13 protein-coding genes and 2 rRNA genes are annotated in these 23476 nt (G+C 36.6%); 13 read left to right on the plus strand and 2 right to left on the minus strand.

The annotated features are described in order from the left end of the window. Positions 1 to 221: 221 nt before the first annotated feature. From TY19_RS02075 to TY19_RS02085, 3 genes are all read left to right on the plus strand, one after another. Positions 222 to 3171 (plus strand): 23S ribosomal RNA (locus TY19_RS02075). Positions 3172 to 3302: 131 nt separating this feature from the next. After that, positions 3303 to 3417: ribosomal RNA gene (rrf, locus tag TY19_RS02080) — 5S ribosomal RNA — on the plus strand. 241 nt (positions 3418 to 3658) lie between these two features. Beyond that, positions 3659 to 4474 (plus strand): NADAR family protein, encoded by an 816-nt coding sequence (locus TY19_RS02085; RefSeq protein WP_042279684.1) that lies wholly within the window; start codon positions 3659 to 3661, stop codon positions 4472 to 4474. Positions 4475 to 4583: 109 nt separating this feature from the next. On the opposite strand, the gene TY19_RS02090 is transcribed toward TY19_RS02085, so the two are convergent. Further along, positions 4584 to 5492, minus strand: a complete 909-nt coding sequence (locus TY19_RS02090) for a phosphoribosyltransferase-like protein (protein ID WP_042279688.1) — start codon at positions 5490 to 5492, stop codon at positions 4584 to 4586. A 220-nt stretch (positions 5493 to 5712) separates the two neighbouring features. Between TY19_RS02090 and TY19_RS02095 the strand changes: the two genes are divergently transcribed. The 3 genes from TY19_RS02095 to TY19_RS02105 are packed head-to-tail and all read left to right on the plus strand — an operon-like array spanning position 5713 to position 8748. After that, a complete protein-coding gene (locus tag TY19_RS02095) occupies positions 5713 to 6705 on the plus strand; it encodes a malate dehydrogenase (protein ID WP_042279690.1) in 993 nt (330 codons plus the stop codon). Between the two features lie 52 nt (positions 6706 to 6757). Further along, positions 6758 to 7918, plus strand: coding sequence for a citrate (Si)-synthase (locus TY19_RS02100; RefSeq protein WP_042279692.1), 1161 nt, complete (start codon positions 6758 to 6760; stop codon positions 7916 to 7918). 8 nt (positions 7919 to 7926) lie between these two features. Further along, positions 7927 to 8748, plus strand: a complete 822-nt coding sequence (locus tag TY19_RS02105) for a hypothetical protein (protein WP_042279694.1) — start codon at positions 7927 to 7929, stop codon at positions 8746 to 8748. 55 nt (positions 8749 to 8803) lie between these two features. Here the strand turns inward: TY19_RS02105 and TY19_RS02110 are convergent, their stop codons facing one another. Continuing rightward, a complete protein-coding gene (locus TY19_RS02110) occupies positions 8804 to 9808 on the minus strand; it encodes an NAD(P)/FAD-dependent oxidoreductase (RefSeq protein WP_042279696.1) in 1005 nt (334 codons plus the stop codon). A 466-nt stretch (positions 9809 to 10274) separates the two neighbouring features. On the opposite strand from TY19_RS02110, the gene TY19_RS02120 reads away from it, so the two are divergent. The 7 genes from TY19_RS02120 to TY19_RS02150 all read left to right on the plus strand — a co-directional run bounded on the left by TY19_RS02120 (position 10275) and on the right by TY19_RS02150 (position 23433). Then, entirely contained in the window at positions 10275 to 10574 is a 300-nt protein-coding gene (locus TY19_RS02120) for a hypothetical protein (protein ID WP_042279700.1), read from the plus strand. A gap of 39 nt (positions 10575 to 10613) precedes the next feature. After that, complete coding sequence (locus tag TY19_RS02125; protein ID WP_226988462.1) at positions 10614 to 11363, plus strand: MBL fold metallo-hydrolase; 750 nt, start codon at positions 10614 to 10616, stop codon at positions 11361 to 11363. 3 nt (positions 11364 to 11366) lie between these two features. Continuing rightward, the gene (hflX, locus tag TY19_RS02130) at positions 11367 to 12701 is read left to right on the plus strand and encodes a GTPase HflX (protein WP_042279703.1); all 1335 of its coding nucleotides are present in this window, start codon (positions 11367 to 11369) and stop codon (positions 12699 to 12701) included. 7 nt (positions 12702 to 12708) lie between these two features. Beyond that, the gene (radC, locus tag TY19_RS02135) at positions 12709 to 13404 is read left to right on the plus strand and encodes a RadC family protein (protein ID WP_079979190.1); all 696 of its coding nucleotides are present in this window, start codon (positions 12709 to 12711) and stop codon (positions 13402 to 13404) included. Between the two features lie 197 nt (positions 13405 to 13601). Then, positions 13602 to 20807, plus strand: coding sequence for a hypothetical protein (locus TY19_RS02140; protein WP_042279706.1), 7206 nt, complete (start codon positions 13602 to 13604; stop codon positions 20805 to 20807). 194 nt (positions 20808 to 21001) lie between these two features. Next, positions 21002 to 22306, plus strand: coding sequence for a tRNA (N(6)-L-threonylcarbamoyladenosine(37)-C(2))-methylthiotransferase MtaB (mtaB, locus tag TY19_RS02145; protein WP_042279709.1), 1305 nt, complete (start codon positions 21002 to 21004; stop codon positions 22304 to 22306). A gap of 47 nt (positions 22307 to 22353) precedes the next feature. After that, positions 22354 to 23433, plus strand: a complete 1080-nt coding sequence (locus tag TY19_RS02150) for a hypothetical protein (RefSeq protein ID WP_042279711.1) — start codon at positions 22354 to 22356, stop codon at positions 23431 to 23433. The last annotated feature ends 43 nt before the right edge of the window (positions 23434 to 23476 follow it).

Below are 23476 nucleotides of genomic sequence, written 5' to 3' on the forward strand. Positions count from 1 at the left end.
TATTTTGAAAGTCATAAAAGTTTAAGAATCAAGTTTAATCTGAAACGTTGATTGTTCGAAAGAACAAGAAACGTGAAAAGTAAAGATGACCAAAGTCATCACAAATTCACTGATCAAAATCAGCGCTTGAGAATAATCTTCACACAAAAATTTAAGTGACATAAGCGATCAGCTTATGTGAGTCGTAACTCATACTTAATTGCTTGAGACTAAAATTTTTTGGTCAAGCTATTAAGGGCTATTGGTGGATGCCTTGGCATTAACAGGCGATGAAGGACGCGAAACCTGCGAAAAGCTTCGGTGAGCTGGAAAAAAGCATTGACCCGGAGATATCCGAATGGAGCAATCCAACCAGAGTAATGTCTGGTTATCCTTAACTGAATCCATAGGTTAAGGAGGCGACACCTGCCGAACTGAAACATCTAAGTAGGCAGAGGAAAAGAAATCAAATCAGAGATTCCCATAGTAGCGGCGAGCGAAGTGGGAAGAGCCCAAACCACTAATTTATTAGTGGGGTTGTAGGACTCATCACAATGGCTAGCGAACTTTAGCAGAACATTTCTGGAAAGTTAGGCGATACAAGGTGAAAGCCCCGTATGCGAAAAAGAGAGCTAGCTAGATGAGCACCTGAGTAGGGCCGGACACGTGAAACCCGGTCTGAATCCGGAGGGACCACCCTCCAAGGCTAAATACTCGTTAATGACCGATAGTGAACCAGTACCGTGAGGGAAAGGTGAAAAGAACCCCTGTTAGGGGAGTGAAATAGAACCTGAAACCAATAGCTTACAAACGGTCGAAGGCCTATGCCCAATAATTTGGGAATGGCTGACGGCGTGCCTTTTGCATGATGAGCCAGCGAGTTGCGTTAAATGGCAAGGTTAAGGGATCTCATTCCGAAGCCGAAGCGAAAGCGAGTCTTAAAAGGGCGTTAAGTCATTTGGCGCAGACACGAAACCAAGTGATCTATCCATGACCAGGTTGAAGCAAGGGTAACACCTTGTGGAGGACCGAACTAGTAACTGTTGAAAAAGTTTTGGATGAGTTGTGGATAGGGGTGAAAGGCCAATCAAACTTGGAGATATCTTGTTCTCTTCGAAATAACTTTCGGGTTAGCCTCGGACAGCCCTTTACAGGGGTAGAGCACTGAATTCACGCGGGGGTCTTACCGACCTACCAAAGGAAATCAAACTCCGAATACTGTAAAGTCGTCCGGGAGATAGACAGCGTGGGATAAGCTACGTTGTCAAAAGGGGAACAGCCCAGATCGCCGATTAAGGCCCCTAATTCTATGCTAAGTGAGTAAGGAAGTGGAGTTTCTAAAACAGTTGGGATGTTGGCTTAGAGGCAGCCATCATTTAAAGAGTGCGTAACAGCTCACCAATCGAGAAACTCTGCGCCGATAATATCCGGGACTAAAGCATAGAGCCGAAATCGCGGGTTTATTCTGTTAAAGAATAAGCGGTAGGAGAGCGTAGTATGCAGCGTCGAAGATGTACCGTAAGGAGCGTTGGAGCGCATACTAGTGATAATGCATGGCATGAGTAAACGATAAAGGAGGTGAAAATCCTCCTCGCCGAAAACCTAAGGTTTCCAGGGTAAAGTTCGTCTTCCCTGGGTTAGCCGGTCCCTAAGCCGAGGCTGAAAAGCGTAGGTGATGGAAAGCAGGTTAAATATTCCTGCGCCACCTAAAACATTGGTGACGGGTCGACGGAGTACGTTAAGCGCGCGGACCATTGGATGTGTCCGTGGGGCAATGAGGTTGGTTAGTAGGTAAATCCGCTAACGGAAGACCAGGTTGTCACTAAGGGAAACCTTCGGGGGAACCGATAGCGTAGCGCAAGGCTTCCAAGAAATAGACTCTAATCGTTGATGGTGACCGTACCAAAACCGACACAGGTGGGTGGGAAGAATATTCTAAGGCGCGCGAGAGAACTCTTGTTAAGGAACTCGGCAAATTATCCTCGTAACTTCGGGAGAAGAGGAGCCACAAGTTGTGATAGCACTCGCTGCTAAAGCATCCTGTGGCCGCAGAGAAATGGCCCAGGCGACTGTTTAACAAAAACACAGCACTATGCAAAGACGTCTAAGTCGAAGTATATGGTGTGATGCCTGCCCAATGCCAAAAGGTCAAAAGGAGATGTTAGCACGTTAAGTGCAAAGCATTGAATTTAAGCCCTGGTGAATGGCGGCCGTAACTATAACGGTCCTAAGGTAGCGAAATTCCTTGTCGGGTAAGTTCCGACCTGCACGAATGGTATAACGATCTGGGCACTGTCTCAACAAGAGACTCGGTGAAATTGTAGTAGCAGTGAAGATGCTGTTTACCCGCAATAAGACGGAAAGACCCCGTGAACCTTTACTGTACTCTGATATTGGCTCTTGACTTGTCATGTGTAGAATAACCAGGAGACTAAGAAAGCTCATCGTCAGGTGGGCTGGAGTCGTCGTTGAAATACTGGTCTTGATAAGTCGGGAATCTAACGAAATCCCATGAAGCTGGGATTCGGACATTGTCAGACGGGCAGTTTTGCTGGGGCGGTATCCTCCTAAAGAGTAACGGAGGAGTCCAAAGCTTGCCTCATCGTGGTTGGCAATCACGAGTAGAGCGTAAAGGTATAAGGCAAGTTAACTGTGAGACCTGCAAGTCGAACAGAGACGAAAGTCGGGCTTAGTGATCCGGCGGTGGAATGTGGAATCGCCGTCGCTCAACGGATAAAAGGTACTCCGGGGATAACAGGCTTATCGCCACCAAGAGTTCATATCGACGTGGCGGTTTGGCACCTCGATGTCGACTCATCGCATCCTGGGGCTGAAGAAGGTCCCAAGGGTTTGGCTGTTCGCCAATTAAAGCGGTACGCGAGTTGGGTTCAAAACGTCGTGAGACAGTTTGGTCCCTATCTTTTGTGGGCGTAGGATACTTGAGAGGAGCTGCTTCTAGTACGAGAGGACCGAAGTGGACGAACCAATGGTGAGCCGGTTGTTCTGCCAAGAGCATTGCCGGGTAGCTATGTTCGGAACGGATAAGCGTTGAAAGCATATAAACGCCAAGCCTCCCTCAAGATAAGGTATCCCTATCAGACACCATATAGACCATGTGGTTAATAGGTTGGGTGTGTAAGCGCAGTAATGCGTTGAGCTTACCAATACTAATCGGTCGATCGGCTTGACCACCTTTTTTTCTAAAGGATGAAAACCATTCCCTTTAGCACAAACAGTGTGGTGCGAAATAAAAAATCAAGCGTGTGAGATTGTTTTCAAGAGCTGATTTTGATAAGTGAAACTTAAACCTTTTATGATTTTCGTTTGGTGGCATTAGAGAAAGGGAAATACCTGAACCCATTCCGAACTCAGAAGTCAAGCCTTTCATCGCCGATGGTACTGCACACAAGAGTGTGGGAGAGTAGGTCGCCGCCAAACTTTTCTTTTTGGCCTTAAAACACCCCGTTTTAAGGCCCTTTTTTTTGCCCGTTTCTTTCCTTTCCTTTTAGGCTCCCTGGCAAACCACCCGTGATTTACCCTAGCATCCCCAATAAAACTATTCATGAATTCGTTTTGTATTTAAGAAAAACATTTTATAAATATTCAAATTTAATTTGATAAATATTATTATTTGGACTGGAAACTTGTTGAATTTATATAAAATTTAAAGAGAGACCATATGAATCCAGAATTAAAATTTGAAACAGCATTAAAAACTTATTATAATCAAAACGAAAAAGTAAATAGCAATAAAGAGATTTTATTGTTTCAAAATGGTCAATGGCAGAGCGTTGATCAATCCTACAAGCATATCCAAGCTTTATTTGAGCAAACGATTCAAGAAATAGTTTTGCTAGATTCGAGTCAAATAAATACTCCTTTTTTAGCTGTTTGGATTCGAGATTTTAACGCGACTAAAACGACAAAAGATTTGCAAAATAAAAAAATTACAACCATTAAAGCCTCTGATACCCATATTCAATTTAGTTCTGTAAAAGGATTTGAATGGTTGTCCAATTTTTATCCCACGCTTATATATGATGCTGAAAATCAATTTATTTATCCCCATGTAGAGGCTGCTTATGTGGCTTTTAAAGCTAAAATGGCGGGTAAAAGTCCAGAAGAAGTCAGAGAATTTGCAATAACAATAGACCCCAAATTAGTGAAACAGCTTGGAGCTCATTTATGGAGGTGGGAAACTCCTGAAGATGGTAAAAAAGTAATTCAAGAAATGAGGCGTTTGGTGGCATTAAAAGTGAGTCAAAATCCTCTAATTAAAACTTGGCTAACGCCTTCGGCGGATCGATCGTTGGCTTTCGAAGAATTTACATCAGATACATTTTGGGGAAGTGGTTATGGAACAAAGATCGATGATATGCAATCTAATCATTTAGGAAGAATTTTTAATGAAATCAGCAACGAACTCAAAAATAATACCCAGAATTTTCCTAATTCGGCAATGAAAGCAAAAACAAAAAAATCTAGAAATTATTAGTGGGTGGGCCAATTTTTATTTTTCCAAATAAACTTAACTACTTAAGCTTGAGACTAGACAACTTGACTTTGAAATTCGCCAAGTAGAATTTCAAAGTCAAGTTGGTTTTTTACATATTTTCTTCTTGCGGTTTATAAGGAGGAGTGAATTCAGGAATAAAAGGGACAGGATCGCTTGTTGCTTTTGATTTAGGATGAGTAACAGTTCCTTTTGCTAAAACATCTGGAAATGACATTTGATTGGGAACTTTATGAGCAAACCAATGAAGAGCTGCTGTATTAGGCCGTTCTGCCAGCGCATTTTGATCCATGCCTTTCCAAAAGACATCTTTGATTTTGCTTAGATCATTTGATTTAATTTCTTCTGAAATTGTTTTCATGATTACAGCATGATAAATCTGAATTTTTACATTACTTTTTCTTAATCCTTCTAATTTATCGAGCGCAGTTTTGGTAATATAAGGAATAATAACATGAAAGGTAGGCTTTACGCCCGTATTTTCGAGAATAATCTCATTAGCACGAGTAATATTATTTGCCATTTGATTGCCAGAGTAAGATCCATCATCGACAATGACGTAGTTTGGTATGTCTCTATTTTCTTCCATTTGCTTTAAAGAATAGTCTAACCTAGCAGCTCCTTCTTCCCCTACACAAAGATAGGCTTTTGCGTTTAACCCTTGTTGCATCACTAACTCTGTTACCCATTTTTGGCTTTTTCCGGGTTCGACTAAAGCAATGTAATCATTAACTTTACCATCGAATTGCTGGTAAGCCCTAGTAAGTGCTTCATGAAAAACTTCATAGGAAACGTAAGTAATTTTACTTTGTAAGTTGTTTAATGCTTGGTGATATTTAGCCTCGTAACTTTCTACCCATTGTTTATAAGCATGGCCGTTAATTTGTTGTTCTGGAGGACGTTGTGGTTCCCCCATCGTTAATTCTCCTTCATAGGGATAAGTTCCAATGATAGGGATTCCATCATTAACTGGACCGATATGGTGATTAGAATAATCCATTTTAATTATCCTTTATTTTTAATTATTTATTAAAATGAAGGTTAAATTATCTTTTTTTATCTCATCTTGTTAACTTTATTTTACTACTAAAACTAGTTTTATTTATTAAGCATTTGTTAATTATTTGTTAATTGTTTAACTGGATCAAAATTAAATAAATTTTTTTGCGAAATATAAAGGGGAAAACTATAGTGAGGATAACTACGTTCACGGAGGGAATATGTCTCAACCAATCAAAATTGCAATTTCGGGAGGAGCGGGGCAAATTGCTTATAGCTTATTATTTCGCTTAGCGAGCGGAGAATTGTTTGGGCCTAATCAATTGATTGAATTACAGGTTTTAGAAGTTCCAAATGCTTTGTCAGCTTTAGAGGGTGTAAAAATGGAGATAGAAGATTGTGCATTTCCGCTTCTATCTTCCATTAAGATTTGCAGTGATCCGTATCAGGCATTTGAAGACATTGATTACGCTCTTTTAATTGGTGCAAAGTCACGCGGGCCAGGAATGGAGCGAAGAGATTTATTACAGGAAAATAGTAAAATTTTTGTTACTCAGGGACAGGCTTTAAATGCTGTGGCAAAGTCTTCAGCTAAGATATTTGTTGTCGGGAATCCTTGCAATACGAATTGTTTAATTGCATTAAACAACGCCCCCAGCTTAAAAAGAGAAAATTTTTATGCTATGACTCGTTTAGATCAAAATCGAGCTACGTTTTTTCTTTCAGAAAAAAGCCAAGTTTCAACAAAGGATGTCTCTTGTGTAACGATTTGGGGAAACCACTCTGCGACGCAGGTTCCTGATTTTGTGAATGCAAAAATCAGTCAGCAACCGGTTGAAACTATTATTCCCGACCGTCAATGGTTAGAAAAAGATTTTATAGAGTCTGTTCAAAAACGAGGAGCAGCGATCATTCAAGCTAGAGGAAAATCATCTGCAGCTTCTGCGGCCAGTGCTTTATTAGACGCCATGCGAGACCGGATTTTACCCACCCCCACCGGAAAATGGTTTTCTACTGCGCTGTTGTCAGATGGAAATCCTTATGGAATTGAAGAAGGATTAATTTTCTCTTTCCCTTGTCGCGTCGAAAAAAATGGCCAGCTTTCTATTGTTTCAGGGCTTAAATGGGATGCATTTTTGGAGGAAAAAATTAAATTAACAGAGCAAGAATTAAAAGAAGAAAGAGAGATGGTTAGTTCAATATTAAAAATTTGAAATATTTTATTTTTTATTTGATATAAAGATCGATTAAACCCAAGGAATCGTTATGTCTGAAGTCCTGTTCGAAATAACAAAAGAAAGCTTAGAAACTGGTTTAAGGGGTTATCCAGTCGGGTACTGCACAACTTCAAGTGTTGATCCTGTCAAAGGTCTTTTTTATGCAGGGCATCCAGTATCGGAAATTGATCAATGGGAACCCGAGCAAGTAATTTATTTGCTTTATCATGGACATGTTGGTAAACCTGAAGAGGTTTCTAGATTTAGTCAAGATTTATTAATAAGAGCCAATTGCTCAACAGCGTTGGTTGAATCGATTGAAAAATTACCTAGAAATATTCATCCTATGAAACTTTTTTCTATTGCTTTACTTTTAGCAAGTGGATTTGAAGGAAAAAATGATTATCATGAAGATTATTTAAATTTAATCGCGAAAGTTCCTGAAATTGCAGCGACTGTTATTAATCATCATGCAGGATGGGGGAAGACCAAGCAATCACAGCCTCAACTCGGCTATATGGAAAATTTTACGCAAATGCTTAATGTACCAAATGCTAATCAGCAAGAGTTAGCAAGAGCCTTTAAATTTTTTAACGTTTTGCATTATGATCATGGAGGAGGGAATCTTTCAGCTTTTGTTGGTAAAGCTGTTGCTTCAGGCTTAGAAGATTTATATGGATCTATGTCAGCAGCTATGTGTGCATTAGCAGGGCCGCGTCACGGAAAGGCTAATCAAGATTGTTTGACTTTTGTTCATCAACTCGTTAAAGAGTTAGGCGAACACAGCACAGAAGAAGAATTAGAAAGGGCTATTCGGGCTCATTTAGATAAAGGAGAATTGATATTTGGCTTTGGACACGCCGTTTTACGTGTTGAGGATCCACGAGCTACTCTTCTTTACGAAGTAACTAATCAGTATTATGCTTCCCATGCTCTTGTAAAAATGGCACAGCTTTTAAGAAAAGTGGGTAGTAAAGTGTTGCAAAATAATCCTAAAATTTCAGATCCTTATCCCAACGTTGATGCTATTTCAGGAATTTTATTGACAGCCGCTGGCTTTCCTTGTTCTGAATATTACACTGTTTTGTTTGGACTTGCACGTGTAGTGGGAATTGGAAGACAAATCGTCTATGAAAGAAAAGAAGCGCGAGAAGGAAAAGGCACGCCAATTGTGAGACCTAAATACTTTTTTAAGGAAAATAAACAATAGAAGATTTAATGGATTTTAATGCAATTTCTCATATTTTTAATCGGGCTCTAGCTTTAACATTTACAAAGAAAAAACTTTTATTGGTTTTTTGTATTCTTGCCATGAGCGGTGTTTTAATCGTCTTTTTTCGAGGAGTTTCTCTTCATGCGGGACGGTGGGTACAACTCAGCCTCACTTTTTTACCTATTTTCATTTGTACGGGAATTTTATTATCTGCAGGAATTTTATTAATCCGCATTTATCATGATGAAGTAAAAAATTATGAAGTAAATTATTGGAATATTTTATCCAAATCATGGGAAGTCATGATAGGTGCATCGTATTTTGCTATTCCGATTATTCTGAGTTATTTGCTTCTTTGGATTTTATTAGGAGTTTTTGTCTTATTACAAGAAATTCCAGTTATTGGGGAAGTTTTTGGTTTAATTCTTTCTTTTGCTCCTTTTCTCATTAATTTGGGTACATTAATATTATGTGTACTTAGCCTTCTAGTTTTATTTTTTGTGGCTCCTGTCATTGCCTTAAGGGGAATCGAAAAAGGAGCTGTTTTTCATTTAACAGTCAAAAGATTAGAGCAAAATCCCTTCAACAATATTTTTTTAATAATAATGTCTTTATTACCTCTGATTTTTATTTTAGGTTTATTACTACTTTCTACATGGATGACTGGAACAATCTTTGTAGAATGTCAAAAGCCTATTTATACTATCCTAAAATGGTTTTTTATTATGCTTCCCTTTGTTGCTTTCCTGACACCTGCTGTAATTTTCTTTTTTAATTTTGCTGCAGAAGCACATGTATTGATGCAGAAACAAAAAGATCTTTCATAACCATCTTAATTCTTTATATGTTATTGAAGGCTATTTTGTTGTAGACTTTATACAATTAAATTGATTTTGCAATGGCTTTAACAAGTTGCTTGGACATGAGGGCGTGGTATAACAGCCCTTTTGATCCCATGCCGGTTAAAATCCAATGACGGGAAGAAAAGCGATGGATAAAAGGTAGATGCTTGGGACCAACCCCTCTTAACCCTGCATAGCTGTTGACAACAGGAAGCTTTTCTAAGAAGGGTAAGATTGCCTGCGCTTTGGGCATAATTTCTGTAATTGCAATTTCTTTTTCAGGTTCGGCATTTGTAAATTTTTTTTCATACGTAGCTCCAACTAAACAGGTGCGTTTAGATTTAGACATCACAATGTATGCTTGAGAATTTACAGCAACTGGTAAAGGGGGAATAGTGTCTGGCCAGGCTAGCTCTAAAATTTGTCCTTTCACCACCCGCAGTGGTAGAGTGGAAAATTCAGGTAAAAGCGAAGTTTGTGCTCCCATTGCCAAAATAATATAATCGTTATTTTCGATTTCTTGTAAGGAGTGTATATGTTGTTTTTGGAATCGAGCCCCTCTTTTTTGGCAGGCATTCCACAATCCTCGAAGATAAAGGGAAGAATAAACAATTAATCCTTTTTTTATCCATAAGGCAGGAGCTGGTGCGATTCCCGGTATCCAGGATAGAATTTTTTCTTGGGTTAACCACTCGACATCCATTGGATGGTTTAAAGCACAATTTTGAAAGTCTATAAGTTGTTTCGCACTTAAAGCAATTCGTAAAATTCCTGCACCATCACTAAAAACGGATTGTTTTAGTTCACGAGAAGCAATTTGAAGTAATTCATACGTTGCTTGGAAACCCTCCCATCCCGATAAATTTAATTTTGCTTGACCTCCTACATAGGGATGTAAAAGTCCAGTTGCAATCCCTGAAGCTGCTCCACCGATGCCTTTGGTATCAACGATCTGGATAGACGCGAATTGAAATTGAGGATGATTTAGCAAATGCCAAGCTGTGGCTAAGCCGCAAAACCCAGCTCCTACAATGGTAATTTTCATAATAGTAAAAAATGTTAGAAATCGTTTTAAATTGCTTTAGTGTCTCAAATTCGGAGAAAAAATTGTTTAAAATTTTCCAATTCTTTCGAAAAAAATAACAAAGCGACTTCTTTGTTAAAAGAGTTGTATACATGATTGTTTTTCAAAATTGTCATTTAAATCTAACGAGGTTAGTATAAATCGAATAAAAAGTGTAAAAAAGGCAGCTATTTTGGAAAACACAAGCATCCATAAACAGGTGAAGCAAATTGTTCTTCTTTTAATAATGGTTGTTTTGTCTGCTGTTTTTTTATCTGCTTTTTTTCTCTATCTTTATAATCTTATAGGGCAGAGCGATGTAAATAACATGCTGATTGATTCAACTGTTTTTAAAAATTCTCAATTTGAAAAAAGGGAACAATAAGTAGTTGATAGATTAAAGTTTTCTTATTTTGTTCCAAAACTGACTCAATTTGTGGTACGTCCTGTGACATTTAAAAAATATCAAGAGTTTTATCGATTCAGTGCTTCCGAAAACATTTTGCAGTCAGTGGATGAGAAATTAGATCTTATTTTTCATCATCATTCGACGGTATTAACAATGAAATTGAGATCGGATCCACAAAGTCAATTGGTTTTTCAAATCGCTCAATTCCTATTCCTACCTGATCATTATTTCCGCATTCAGTTAATTGGAGATGACAAGAGAGGAGGGTGGGTTTATTTTTCCCGGTCTGAACTTTACAAAAAACTTTTTTCATTACTTACGATTAACCAAAACTTTTAGATTATGGGAAAATTATTATTTCTTGGGACTGGAGCTTCGATGGGAATACCCGTTTTAGGTTGTGGCTGCGAAGTGTGTCATTCTTCTTCTTCTTTTAACCAACGCTTACGTCCTTCAGCATTAGTTAAAACTCATTTCAAACAGTTTTTGATTGATGTAGGACCTGATTTCCGTTTACAAGCTTTACGTCATCGCATTCATGCCTTAGATGGAGTCATATTAACTCATGCTCATCAAGATCATACAGCCGGTATTGATGATTTGCGTCCCATTTATTATAAACGAATAACTCCTCTTCCTATTTTGCTTTCGGAAATCACTAGAATAGATATCCAACAACGTTACCATTATTTATTTGCTACAGAAAAAAAAGATTTTATTCAACGTTTGCATTTGCAAACGCTTCCTTCATTAATTGAAGGAAGCGTGACATTTGAAGGAACTTCTATTAATTATATGACCTATGAACAGGGAGGAATGGCTGTTAATGGATTTCGTTTTGGTGATCTCGCTTATTTATCAGACATTCGAACGTTTCCACAAACGATTTTTACTCAGTTACAAGATTTAAAAATCCTTGTTATTAGTGCATTAAAGTATACAGCTTCTCAGCTTCATTTTTCAATTGATGAGGCATTAGACTTTGCTAATAAAATTGGTGCTGAGTCTGTTTGGTTGACGCATCTTTCACATGAATTAGATCATGATAAAGTAAATGCTTATCTCCCCAAACATGTGAGACTGGCTTATGATGGCTTAGAGATAGAATTTAATGATTATAAGGAATAAGAAATGAAAAATGATAAAACTGTCAAAGATGAATCAGATTTTATTTTACATGAAGAAGAAAAAAACCAGAAAGCTTTATTGATTTCGGTTTATCAAGGGAATAAGCAATTAAGGCTTTGTGAAGAACACTTAGAAGAGTTGGCTTTATTAGCTTATACATTTGGGATTGAAGTTGCAAAAAAAGAGCCGTGCTCACTACGAAAATTCGATGCTTCTACCTATGTTAGTAAGGGTAAGCTAGAGGAATTAATTCAAATCGCTAATGAATTAGCTGTAGATCTTATTATTTTTGATGATGAAATCACACCTGCTCAGCAGAGAAATTTACAAGCGGCTTTCAACAAGCCGGTTATTGATCGAACAGAATTGATTTTGGGTGTTTTCGCGCAGAGAGCTCACACTAAAGAAGCGCGTTTACAAATTGAATTAGCAAAAATTAAATATGAAGCTCCTCGCCTAAAAAGATTGTGGACTCACCTTTCTCGTCAGCAGGGAACTTCAGGTTCTGGCGGGGGAGGGGCTTATTTAAAAGGAGAGGGGGAAAAACAAATTGAAATTGATAAACGAATTCTCAAACGTAAAATGGACGTTTTACAAAAAGAGATAGATGATGTTAAAGCTGTTCGGGAGACGCAACGTTTATCAAGAGTCCGCTCTGCAATTCCTGTTTTTGCTATTATTGGTTATACGAATGCAGGAAAATCTACTCTTCTCAACGCTTTGACTGATGCAGGCGTATTTGTGGAAGATAAGCTTTTTGCAACGCTCGATACGACCACCCGAAAATTTACTCTGCCTAATAACCAAGATATTTTAATTGTCGACACAGTTGGATTCATTCGCAAGCTCCCTCACTTACTAGTAGCTGCCTTTAAAAGCACGCTTGAAGAAGCTATTGAAGCAGATATTCTTTTACATTTGATTGATGTCAGTCATCCCATGGCAGAAGAACAGGCCGCTACAACTTATGAAGTCTTACAAGAACTAGGAGCAGGAAAAAAGCCTATCATTACAGTTTTAAATAAAATCGATCAATGCGAACATCCTCATATGATTCATCGAATTAGGATGAGTTATCCAAAAAATGTGCAGATTTCAGCTTTAAAAAGAATAGGATTTGAAGAGCTTCAAGAAGCCATGATTCAGGAATTGAGTCGCCAAAGACAAGTTGCCGAATTTCGTATTCCTCAAAGTGATTACGGTAGTGTGAGTGAAATTATCCGTTTAGGACATATTTTATCTCAAGATTATGAAAATAATGATGTTTTACTAAAAGTTGATTTGCCAGCATTGATTGTTGATAAATATGCGCATTATCAAATCTTAGCAGAAAGATAGGATAGGGATGAGAATAAATGAGCATTCCATTCAGTCTTTACCTAAAGAAGAAAGACCTAGAGAGCGATTAATTCGGCATGGCGCAGATTCTTTATCGCTGATAGAAATTCTGGCGATCATTTTAGGTAGCGGTTCAAAAGTGGCTTCAGTTTTGGAAGTATCTCGAGCTTTGGTGACACGATTTGGAGGATTAGAAGCCTTAATGCAAGCAACTTTGACAGAGTTACTAGAAATTCAAGGAATTGGATTTGCAAAAGCCATTCAATTGAAAGCGGCCCTTAATCTTGGTTTTCGAGCGACGCGCCAACAAATTAAATCTCGCTATTTAATCGAACATTCCTCTCATGCCTACCAGCTGGTCAAGGATGAGCTTGAAAATGAAAATAGAGAAATTTTTATGGCGATTTTTCAGGACACAAAAGGATATTTAATTACTTATGAAGTAATTTCTATTGGGAGCTTGTCCCAAACGCTTGTCCATCCAAGAGAAGTTTTTTATTCTGCGATTCGCCACAAAGCAGCCAGTTTAATTGTTGTTCATAATCACCCAAGTGGCGATCCAACGCCTTCAAATCAAGATTTAAAATTGACGCAAACATTATTAGAGGGAAGTCGATTGCTAGGCATCCCCCTTCGAGATCATTTAATTATTGGTAAAAATTCTTATGTATCATTTAAAGATCAAAACCTTTTGTTAAAATAAATATTCTACAAAATTTTTTATTGGCATAAAGTATGCAGAAATCTTTTTAGTAAATGTATTTTTAGGTTTTTTAAGATTGAGTTGTTTTTATTTTAAGATATTATTTTTCTGTGAGTATCGATTTACTAATATAATTTTATTTGTTAAAATATAGTTATGTTAAAAATAATAAAATTATAAATAATTTTTAGGTTTTTATGGCACCGATAAATTCTGTCCCACCTTCAAACCATCTCTCTCAAAGTGATCAATCAAATACTAACGTTGTAAAAGTTGATACTACAGTCAGAACCGATGAAAAAGCCCAAAATGTTTTAAAGGATCAAACTTATTGGGGTGGATCTTTCAATCCTCTGAATTGGGGGTGGGGGATATTAGGCCCTAAAGAGCCTAAGGATTCAGATGACATGGATGATGGAGCTGAGTCAAATTTAGATACTGATACTGAAGAAGAGCAAAGCGAGAATTTAGACTGGACTGAAACGGTTGCAACAAACTCGAGAGAGTCTCTAGCAGAAGAGATCCCATTTCTAAATTCACAAGAAACAGAACTAGATCCTTTTGATACAATTTCCTCTCTTAATAATGAAAATTCTGAGCAAATATCAGCTGCTAAGTCAACTGCTGAAAAAGCAAATGAAATCACTGCTACTCGTATTTGGAATGCTATCACAACAGTTAGTTCTGCTTTACAGACCATTGGTTCATCTGTGAAAGCAGGGACATTTGCTGCCTTAAAAAAAGGCGGTGAAATGTATGTTTCAAGTTATGCGAAAAATTTAGATAAAGAAGTTCTTGTTGCAGAAGCTTATGAGAGAATTCACGCTTCGGGAGTCGGTTCTGAATATATTGCTTTTTCACAATTTGTGACTAAAATTCTTTACGAGCCTATTACCAATTTAATTCCCTCTACTATCGATATAGATAAACAACTTATCAAAGACCTTTTAGATATTAATTTAGCCATTGCTTTTTCAAATCTTGCTGTGAATGTACAAAAAGAGGGAAAATCGATTAAAAATTTTGGGAATCAGCCTGTTTTAGTTAGCATCATTTCTTTAGTTGCTCAAAAAATTTCCGAACCTGTCGCTGAATTAAAAATGGCACAAGTTGAAGAAAAGTATCGTGAGCATAGACAAAAACACGCTAAATTAATCAAAGAAATTTTTCCAAATATTGATGATGATTTAGAAAAGAAAGCTCTTTTAAATCAGTGGGCAAATGGACAGCTTACAGGATCTCTTTCTGATACATCGTTATTTCCTGAATTTCAAGGTTTATCAGAAGAAGTTCTCGAAGGTTATGTCATGCAAGGTGCGGACGATTCGACAAGAATTGGAAGCCGGTGGAATCAGGCGAGAATTTTAGCATTCAGTATGGAAAAAGAGATAGAACGTCGACAAGAACTAAAAGCTATCTTTAAACCAGCTGTTGATGATCTCATCAAATACTGTTTTCCAAACAAAGTGAAAGATTTGGTGATTCCAAAGCTCAATTTATCAACCATAGGTATGGGATCTTTACAAGAAAAACTTGAGGGTTTTATTTACAATTCCTTAGTGGATGTATTAACCAATCAATTGGTTGAAGCTTATAATCCACTGGAAAAAGATCTTATACTTAGACAAGAAAGAGAAAAAGTAATCCAGGATCGCATTGGAGATGTAAATATTGAAGGATTAATCGATGCGCCAGCTGCTCTTATTCTTAATTTAGGAAAAAAATTTATACAAACCGATCCAAAAGTGATTAGTTTGGTAGAAGATATTTTAAATACAACTAGTTTAGCTGTTCAGCCGCAAACAACTTCTGCAATTTTAGCGAAATGTTCTCAAGAACAATTAGCAGGATGGATTGTAGAGTCTGTTCAAACCATGTTGCATACGAATGATCCCAACCTACTTAAGGTGGGTTATTTTACCCAAGGTGTTTTGAGAAATTTGACTCTATCTTTATTAGCACAAGGAGCAGAATTAGTTATCCCTGAAGGACAAACAATTGATGAAGGTCAATTTATTAAGGAATTAATAGACCGGATTGTGGCAAAAATTAAAACGATTGAAGAGGGTAAAGTTATCTCTGACGAATTCTTAAAAGATTTTGCACGTAAATTACCTTTACCTGATCTTTTAATAGAAAAATTGCTGATCCCACAGCTCATAGAGAAAGCAAAAAGTTTGCAGAATGTACTCACTGAAATGAGCCCAGATTTTCAACAAGTTCAGTCTCTTTATGATGATGCTGTACAGAAAGTTAATGAATATCAAGAAGGTGAGCAGCTTTTAGAAATTAGCCAAGCCTTTAGTCATCAAATTGTCGATACAGCTTTATCTCGCAACCTTGATTTGATCGATTCGATAGGATTGGGTAGCGAATTAGAGGAATTATTTAACACCTATTTACCAGGTCTAAAAATTGATGAGACTTTAAAACAATGGTTTAAGAGGAACATCACGGCTTTAACTGCAGATTCTATTGGAGAGCCAGAATCAGTTTCTTTAATAAAGAAAGGGGTACAAGCCGCTATTTTGAAAGCGATGATCAATACGATCCAAATTAATTTCCATGAAGACAGCAGTGATTATGCTGCTCAATTATTTTCAAATATTCATCAAGCTTTTCAAAAAGCTTTTCCTGTATTGAATGCAGAAAAAATTGAAGAAATGAAAACGGCCCTTGCGTTGCAAGGGACTATCACCAAAAATGATCAAGAGATCAAACACCTTCAAAAAATTATTGCGAATCCATTCTCGGGAATTACTCCAGAACAATCTTTACTAATCCAAGCTGTTATTCAAGGAAACAAGCAACTTCTTCGCGCAAGTCATGAAGTAATACTTCTGGAAAACAGGTTAAATCACATTTTTGAGAAATTAAATAAAAATTCATCAATTGATTGGAGTCGCCCTCAATTAACTAAAGCTCGAGCAGCTATCGCTTATCGACAAACAATTCAAGAACAATTTCAAATCGAAAAAGAAAGTCAAAGTTTAATGAGTGATTTAGCAGTCATTCGATCGCTCAAATTAAAATTGGATGACAAATTAGCTTCATCTGCCGCTTTAATTGATTTGCAAAAGCTACAAGAGGAGCAATTACATTTAGACATGTTGATTACGCTTTTTTCTCTTTCAACAGAAGAACTTTCGCTAGTTTCTGAAGCGATGGTGATGGAAAAAACGCTTCAAAATGCGAATAAAGAGCATGATTATCTGTTGAAGGTTTTACAAGAAAAGGAAAAGGCCGTTCAAAACGAAAAACCGTCCATTAATCAAGCACAATGGGATCAAGCATTAATTCAGAAAGGTTTTATTATTGATGCTTTTCATCAAATTCAAGAATATAAAGAAGAAAATTTACGTTTAACAGTAGAATTAGATAAGCATTTAAGCATGTTCCAAGTTCTGGTTACTGAATTGTCAGGCTTAATTGGACTGGGCCAAAAAGAAAAATTAGAGCTCCCAGTCGCCATTCAAGATCAAATTTGGCCTTATATAGAAAGTGTTAAAGAAAAGCAGCTAGGCCGACTCGTTTTTGCTCAACTTTCTCCTATAATTTTAACTATTGTTGAAGCAAAGTCTAATCAACAGATGTTGGCTTCAATGGGAACGGGAAGCCAGTTGTTAGCTCAACTTTCACATGTCGCTGCAAGTAGTCTTATAGATCATCTACCTAAAATGGTGGCAAGTTATAAGCCTTTTGCTCAATCCATATTAAAGTTGGGTAACATTATAGACCCTTCTGAAGGTCAAATTGTTGCTATGGAACAAGCCTTAACTGATGAAATGCAAAAGCAAGGGTTAAGCGCATTAAATTTAGGTCAAATTAAACATTTTTTAGAAAAACGGATTCCTCAGGAAGATATTGATCGTGTTAGTGAAGGGCTTCTTGTTTTGAAAGAAAGCAGACAGATTTTATCAGAAGAGCATATTCGTACCATTTTAGCTGAAAATCAAGAACTTTATGAATTAAATCTGGATAAGAAATCGAAAGAATTGGTTTTAGAGCTTCATCACATGTCCATTCAGTTAGGGAAAGAACACCTTACTACCGAATTGTTGGTTTCAGCGTTTGAAAGAGCTTTAAATCAAACGTTAGATGAACAAGAACAAGAACTTTTGAAAGCTTCTTTAGAAAATCAAAAAACACTTAAACACATTAAGAAGATTCTCTTGACTCCTGAACGTTTAGCGGAATTATTAAACGATGCTATTCCTGGAGCAAACAGCTTGCATACTCTAATGGCTCCTCAAATCCAAGAGATGTTATCTGGCACGGGAACTGTTTTTCAAGGTAATTGGAGTATACTTGAGCGTTATGTGGAAGGAACTTTATTAAAGGTTTTTGTTAAAATTGCAGAAACTAATGAAAGAGAAAATTCTTTAGCTGTTATTGGTGAAAAGTTAAACAATTTTATTCAAGATCCAACGCTAATTCAAGGTCGTTCCAAAGAAGAAGCAGCTAATTTGGTGACAGAAAAAATATTAAAAAATATTTTAGGTGTTCAATCTGAGCAAGATATTATTGGTATTCCAGCAGTTTTGCAAAAAATGGCTTATCAAATTCTTAAAGAACAGGCTTATGAACACTTAAGTCCCGTTCTTTTGCCTATGATAGAAAAAGAGCAAAATAAAGAAATACTTAAGCATGTCTCAGGCTCCAAGCTGCTTGGAAATCTCGCCCGAGCTTTTTCAAAAGATGTATTTAAAGTTTTTCCTTCTGTTTTTAGAAGCTTGCGCCCAACAGCCAATCTTATTTTTAAGGATTTAGCCGGACGTGAACCGACAAGTGCTGAACTTGATGAATTTACACACAAAATTGCAGAGTTGACAGAGCATGCTCGCGAGCAAATGATCACGAATAAAGCTGTAGTAGATGCCTATTTACAAACGGCGCATCTTCATATAGAAAATGAAGTTGAATTTACAAATCTCATTCAAATTATTGATCAAAAAAGTTACAGAGACCAACTTTTTGTACTTTTGGAAGAGTTATTTGAGGTATTAATAACCCCTGAGCAAGTCACTAACTCCTTGCAAAAAGGTTTACCTCAAATGAATGGAATTATTGCTCAACAGTTAGCGAATCAACTTGAATCAACAACGCGTTTAGATAACCCAACCTATCAAAATTTGAGCGGATTTGCCTCAAATTATGTGGAATCTATGTTTTTACGATTGTTCGTAAAAATAGCTCAGAAAAATCCTCCAAGTAGAGGTAAGGATAGTTTAATTGTTTTAACTGAAAATCTGTTGGCAGTTGTTGAGCGCAAATACCAAGAAGCTAAAACTAGGCAGATCGGAGTTGTTGCGCAAGAACTCAATGACGAAGTTTTTAAAGAAATTTTAGGATTAGACTCTGAGGAGGCTTTTGAAGGAATTCCAAAACCTTTAAGAAAAGTAGTGTATAATGCTGTTAAAGATCAGCTTAACCAATTAGTTCTGCAAATTCATCATCATGTTTCTGAAACAGCAGACCAGCAAAATCAGACTATTTTTCATACCAAAGAATCATTAAAAAAATACGGTGTGGAAGCTCAAACAGGTAGAGCTTATGTCGATATTATAGTAGAGGATATATCTCAAGAGGTAATGAGAGCTATTCCTTCTATTATCAATGAAGCAGGACCTAATGGAAACCGTTTGATTAATAAAGCGACGACTGGAATAAATAGTTATTTAGAAGATTTATCAAAAGCTAATTTTGAAGTCGCTAAAATATTGCTCAATTATGCAAAAGCACCAGCCTTCCAACAAATGGTTGGAGAAAAACTTGAAAAAGTTTCAGCTTCGGATGTTCTAATCGAAGATAAACAAAAAGTGGCTGCTCTTGTAGGTAATCTCGTTTTAGGAAATCTGCATCAGCTATTTGAACGAGTGATTCATTTTGAAGAACAGCAGGGTGCTCAATTCAATCGTAATTTGATGAGTAATCTTTTCAGCATAGTTGGTAAACATATTGAACTATATAACAAAGCTAAAAAAATAGCAAAAGTTGCAGGTAGAAACCACATTAGCCATGAAGATTTTGTAAAAGCAGCAGATTCAGAGCTACATTCTGTTATTCCAACTAAACCGATTAGTTACGATCTATCTGTCGCTGAAATCAATAAACGTTTGAATGAACGCTTAACAATTGAACAGCAAAATCTTTTGAAGATCGAGTTAGCAAACATGGTGGCTTTACAAGAAAAAGGGGACGAGGCTATATCCGTCAACAAATTGATTGGAGTCATCGAAAAAATACGTGGTGTCCCTCAAGATGCTCAACCTCTTAGTAAAAGTCGCAAACATGCTCTAAATAAAGTTATTGATGGTAAATCAATCAAAGATTTTATTAAGAGTGATGCAAATATTATTAAAGCTCAAAGACAAACACATTTTCACGATCCTGCGACTAAAACATTGATGAAAATGTTATTTCCAAATGGTAAAAAAGATTTAGATTTCATTCCTGAAAATCTTCGTTTGACAACTTGGAAATTGTTAAAAACAGATGTGCTCCCCATCGCAATTCAGTCGTTTGTTGAAACTGTGCTTGATGAGGCAAATGTTAAAAAAATTATTTCAAGCGCACTAGCAATTACTCAAGAAACACTAAATCAAGAAATTGTTTTAGATACAACTCCTCCTGAAGATTCTTCTTTAGAACAATTGAATGATGCATCCGCAGAGTTAATAGCGGCTGTATTAGAAATGTTTGAATTACCTGCAGTCGTAAAAAATAAATTGAGAAATTCTAAAACGGGTAAAATTGATCCATCATTGAAGCGGGCTGTTGGAGCCTCGTTAGGAAAACAATTTAATGGAAACTTTATAGAAAAAATTTTGAAATCAGCTCTTAAAAGTGCAGCTGAGCGGGTTCCATTGACTAGAGAACCTACGATTTCGATTGATCCTTCTTCCGAAACCGCTAAAAAAATTAAGCATGAGCAAAAAATTGCAGAACTTGATGTAAAAATCAAACAACAAACTTACGATGTTGTAGATGCTAGTGTTTCTTATGCGATTAAGAATTTATGGAAGACCGCTCAAGCAAAATTTGATGCCCTAGTTTTCAAAGCTTTTGGGAAAATGGGGCTTAATCTCAAAAATGCCTTGGATATCTTATTTAATTTTATTTTCTTTAAAATAATTGGGTCTGTTCTTGAATTTATTTATGACAAAACAGGGCTTAAAAAGTTAATGAAAAAAATTCTTTATAATTTCTTATCTCTAGATGCCAATCGCGAGAAAATTTTAGATTTCTTAACTCGTACACCAGATAATCAACCAGTGGATTCTCATCCTTTACATCTAGAAGCGTTGGTTTACAATTTAGCGAAGGAAATACATTTAACTGTAGAAAAAGCTTTAAGAGAAGATAGTTTTTCTTTTCCAGTTGAAGAAAATAGTGTTCCATAAAGCTTGTTTTAATAAAGATTTTAGCTAAATGGGTAATTTATTTTATAGGAGGCTAGTCTAGCCTCTTTTTCATTTAAAATTTTTTTAAAAGAAAAAAAATTCTTTCATTCAAGTTAGCTAACTAACGTGAGTTTATTTTCTCAATTTGATATATTTTTAAGCGAATTACATCTGAAAATACATAAAGTAAATGCATGGAAAACGAAACTAATAAATTTAGAATTATAACTTTAGGTTGTCGAACAAATCAGTATGAGTCACAAGCCTATCAAAATCAATTGCTGAGGATGGGATATCAGGAGGCTAAAGAAGGTGAAAAAGCTGACATCTGTATTGTCAATACATGCACGGTTACGGAATCTGCAGATAGTAGTAGTCGACATGCTATTAGGCAATTAGCAAGAGAGAACCAAGAAACGCAACTGTTAGTGACCGGATGTTTTGCTGAAAGGCAACCAGAAGCCATTCAGAAAATAGATGGGGTCACTCATGTCATTCCCAATCGGGAAAAAGAACAGTTGCTGGCTCGTTTATTTCCTAAAGAAAATCTCCCTGAATTTTCAATCACTCAATTTGATTCGCATACAAGGGCTTTTATTAAAGTGCAAGATGGCTGTAATTCTTTTTGTACTTATTGTATTATTCCTTATGTAAGAGGGCGTTCTCGTTCAAGAAGTGTAGAAGAAATTCTTGAAGAAGCAAAAGCATTGATTTCGAATGGATATAAAGAAATTGTTTTAACAGGAATTAACATTGGTGATTTTGATGGCAAAGTTGCTAAAGGGGAAAATCCTGTTAGGCTATCCGAACTTGTTCGAATGGTGGATCAATTGCCAGGCTTAGAGCGCCTTCGCTTATCTTCAATAGACCCTGACGAGGTAGACGATGAGTTAAGTGACGCCATTCTAAATGGGAAGCATACGTGTCATTCGATGCACATCGTTTTGCAATCAGGATCGAATGTCATTTTAAAACGTATGAATCGCAAATATACAAGGCAAATTTTTTTAGATACTGTTGATAAATTAAAAGCGGCTCACTCAGATTTTACTTTTACGACTGATATTATCGTGGGTTTTCCAGGAGAGACAGATTTAGACTTTCAAGATACGATAGAAGTTATGAGGTATGTTAAATTTGCTAAAGTGCATATGTTTCCTTACAGTGATCGACCTCGCACACGCTCGAATCTGATGCCAAACAAAGTTTCACCTGAAATGATACGGGTGCGCAAACAGGAAATTTTACGTGTTGCAGAGCAAACTGCTTACAAGTTGCGAGAAGGTTATCTCAATCGACGCATGAAGATTTTAACGGAAAGCATAGATGAAGCAAGGCCTGGCGAAATTCACGGGCACACAGAGAATTTCTTAAGTGTATGGATTCAGGGTGAAGGCATTCAATCCAATAAGATTGTTGAAGTAGAGCTCGTAGCTAATACACCTGCAGGGCTAATTGGAAAGCCATGTCCAAATCCTTTCAAATTATACCAACCTTAGTAGGTAGGTAACATCTTTAGTAAAAACTCAACTTAAGTTAATAAATAATGATTAAGATTGCAGAACGGTTGCGCCCTTTTAGTCACCAAAGTGGGACTTTATGTTTAATTCCTATGTCCTCTTTTGCTGTTCAAGTATTTCCTTGTTTGATTCGTTTGTTTCGTTGGGATTTACCTACCCCTCAACTTGTTAATGAATATCATATTTTTTTAAAGGGTCCTGTTGAAGACTTTACTATTCAAACAGATTTAGAAAAAGGTAAAATTCTTGTTTGGGGAAAAACAGCTTTTGGACCGATTCGCTATATTATTACATCAACTTCCACTGGCATATCACTGATGTTAGATCGTTCCTCTGAACAAGGAATCATTTTTAAAAATCAAAATGAAGAACAATATGTGTTGAAAGGGAAATCGATTTATTTAATCGAGATGATGCAAAGATTAGAACATCCCTCTTTAGAAAGACTTTCTCTAGGGAATCATAAAAGGCAAGATTGGGATTTAATCAAACGTCGGTTGGACTTAATTGAAATCTTTCCCATTTGGTATAGTTTAGGACAATGGATCCCCACTACTTTAGGAATCAATAATCCTTTAGAGAAAATGGGATGCCATTTCCGAAAAATTGAAGAGATTATTAGTCAGAATCAATCCGATCAAGCAGTTCCCATTTGGAAACAAATTTTTCAAGCGACTTTTCAAGGAATTTTAGTCCCTTTTTGGGAAGACGAATTTTTTCAAGGGATTATTGATCAAACAATAAGTCCTGTTTGTTCTCCCTTAGCGCTTTTGAAGAAGGGAATGCATTTGATGCAACGCCATTTTATTCAGCAAGAGTTTAATCATATTTATTTGTTGCCTGTTTTACCCCCTGAATTTCATTGTGGTAGATTGTTATCTATAAAATTAGCGGAACAGGGACTTTTAAACATGGAATGGACTAAAAAAGTCATTAGGCAAGCTTCTTTTTATTCTGCTCAACAACAAGATTTACATTTACATTTTCGTCATGTAAAAAAATGTCGCATTAAAAAACAAGGTCAGAAGGAAATTGTATGGATAACGTCTGGTGAATGTTTTAATTTTGAAAAAAATTGTTATTACATCTTTGACAATTTTAAATAATTGACTATGATCCAGTCCAATTGCTGATTCCAATAAGGTAGAC

The organism is Candidatus Protochlamydia sp. R18 (assembly GCF_000648255.1).
Lineage (GTDB): Bacteria > Chlamydiota > Chlamydiia > Chlamydiales > Parachlamydiaceae > Protochlamydia > Protochlamydia amoebophila.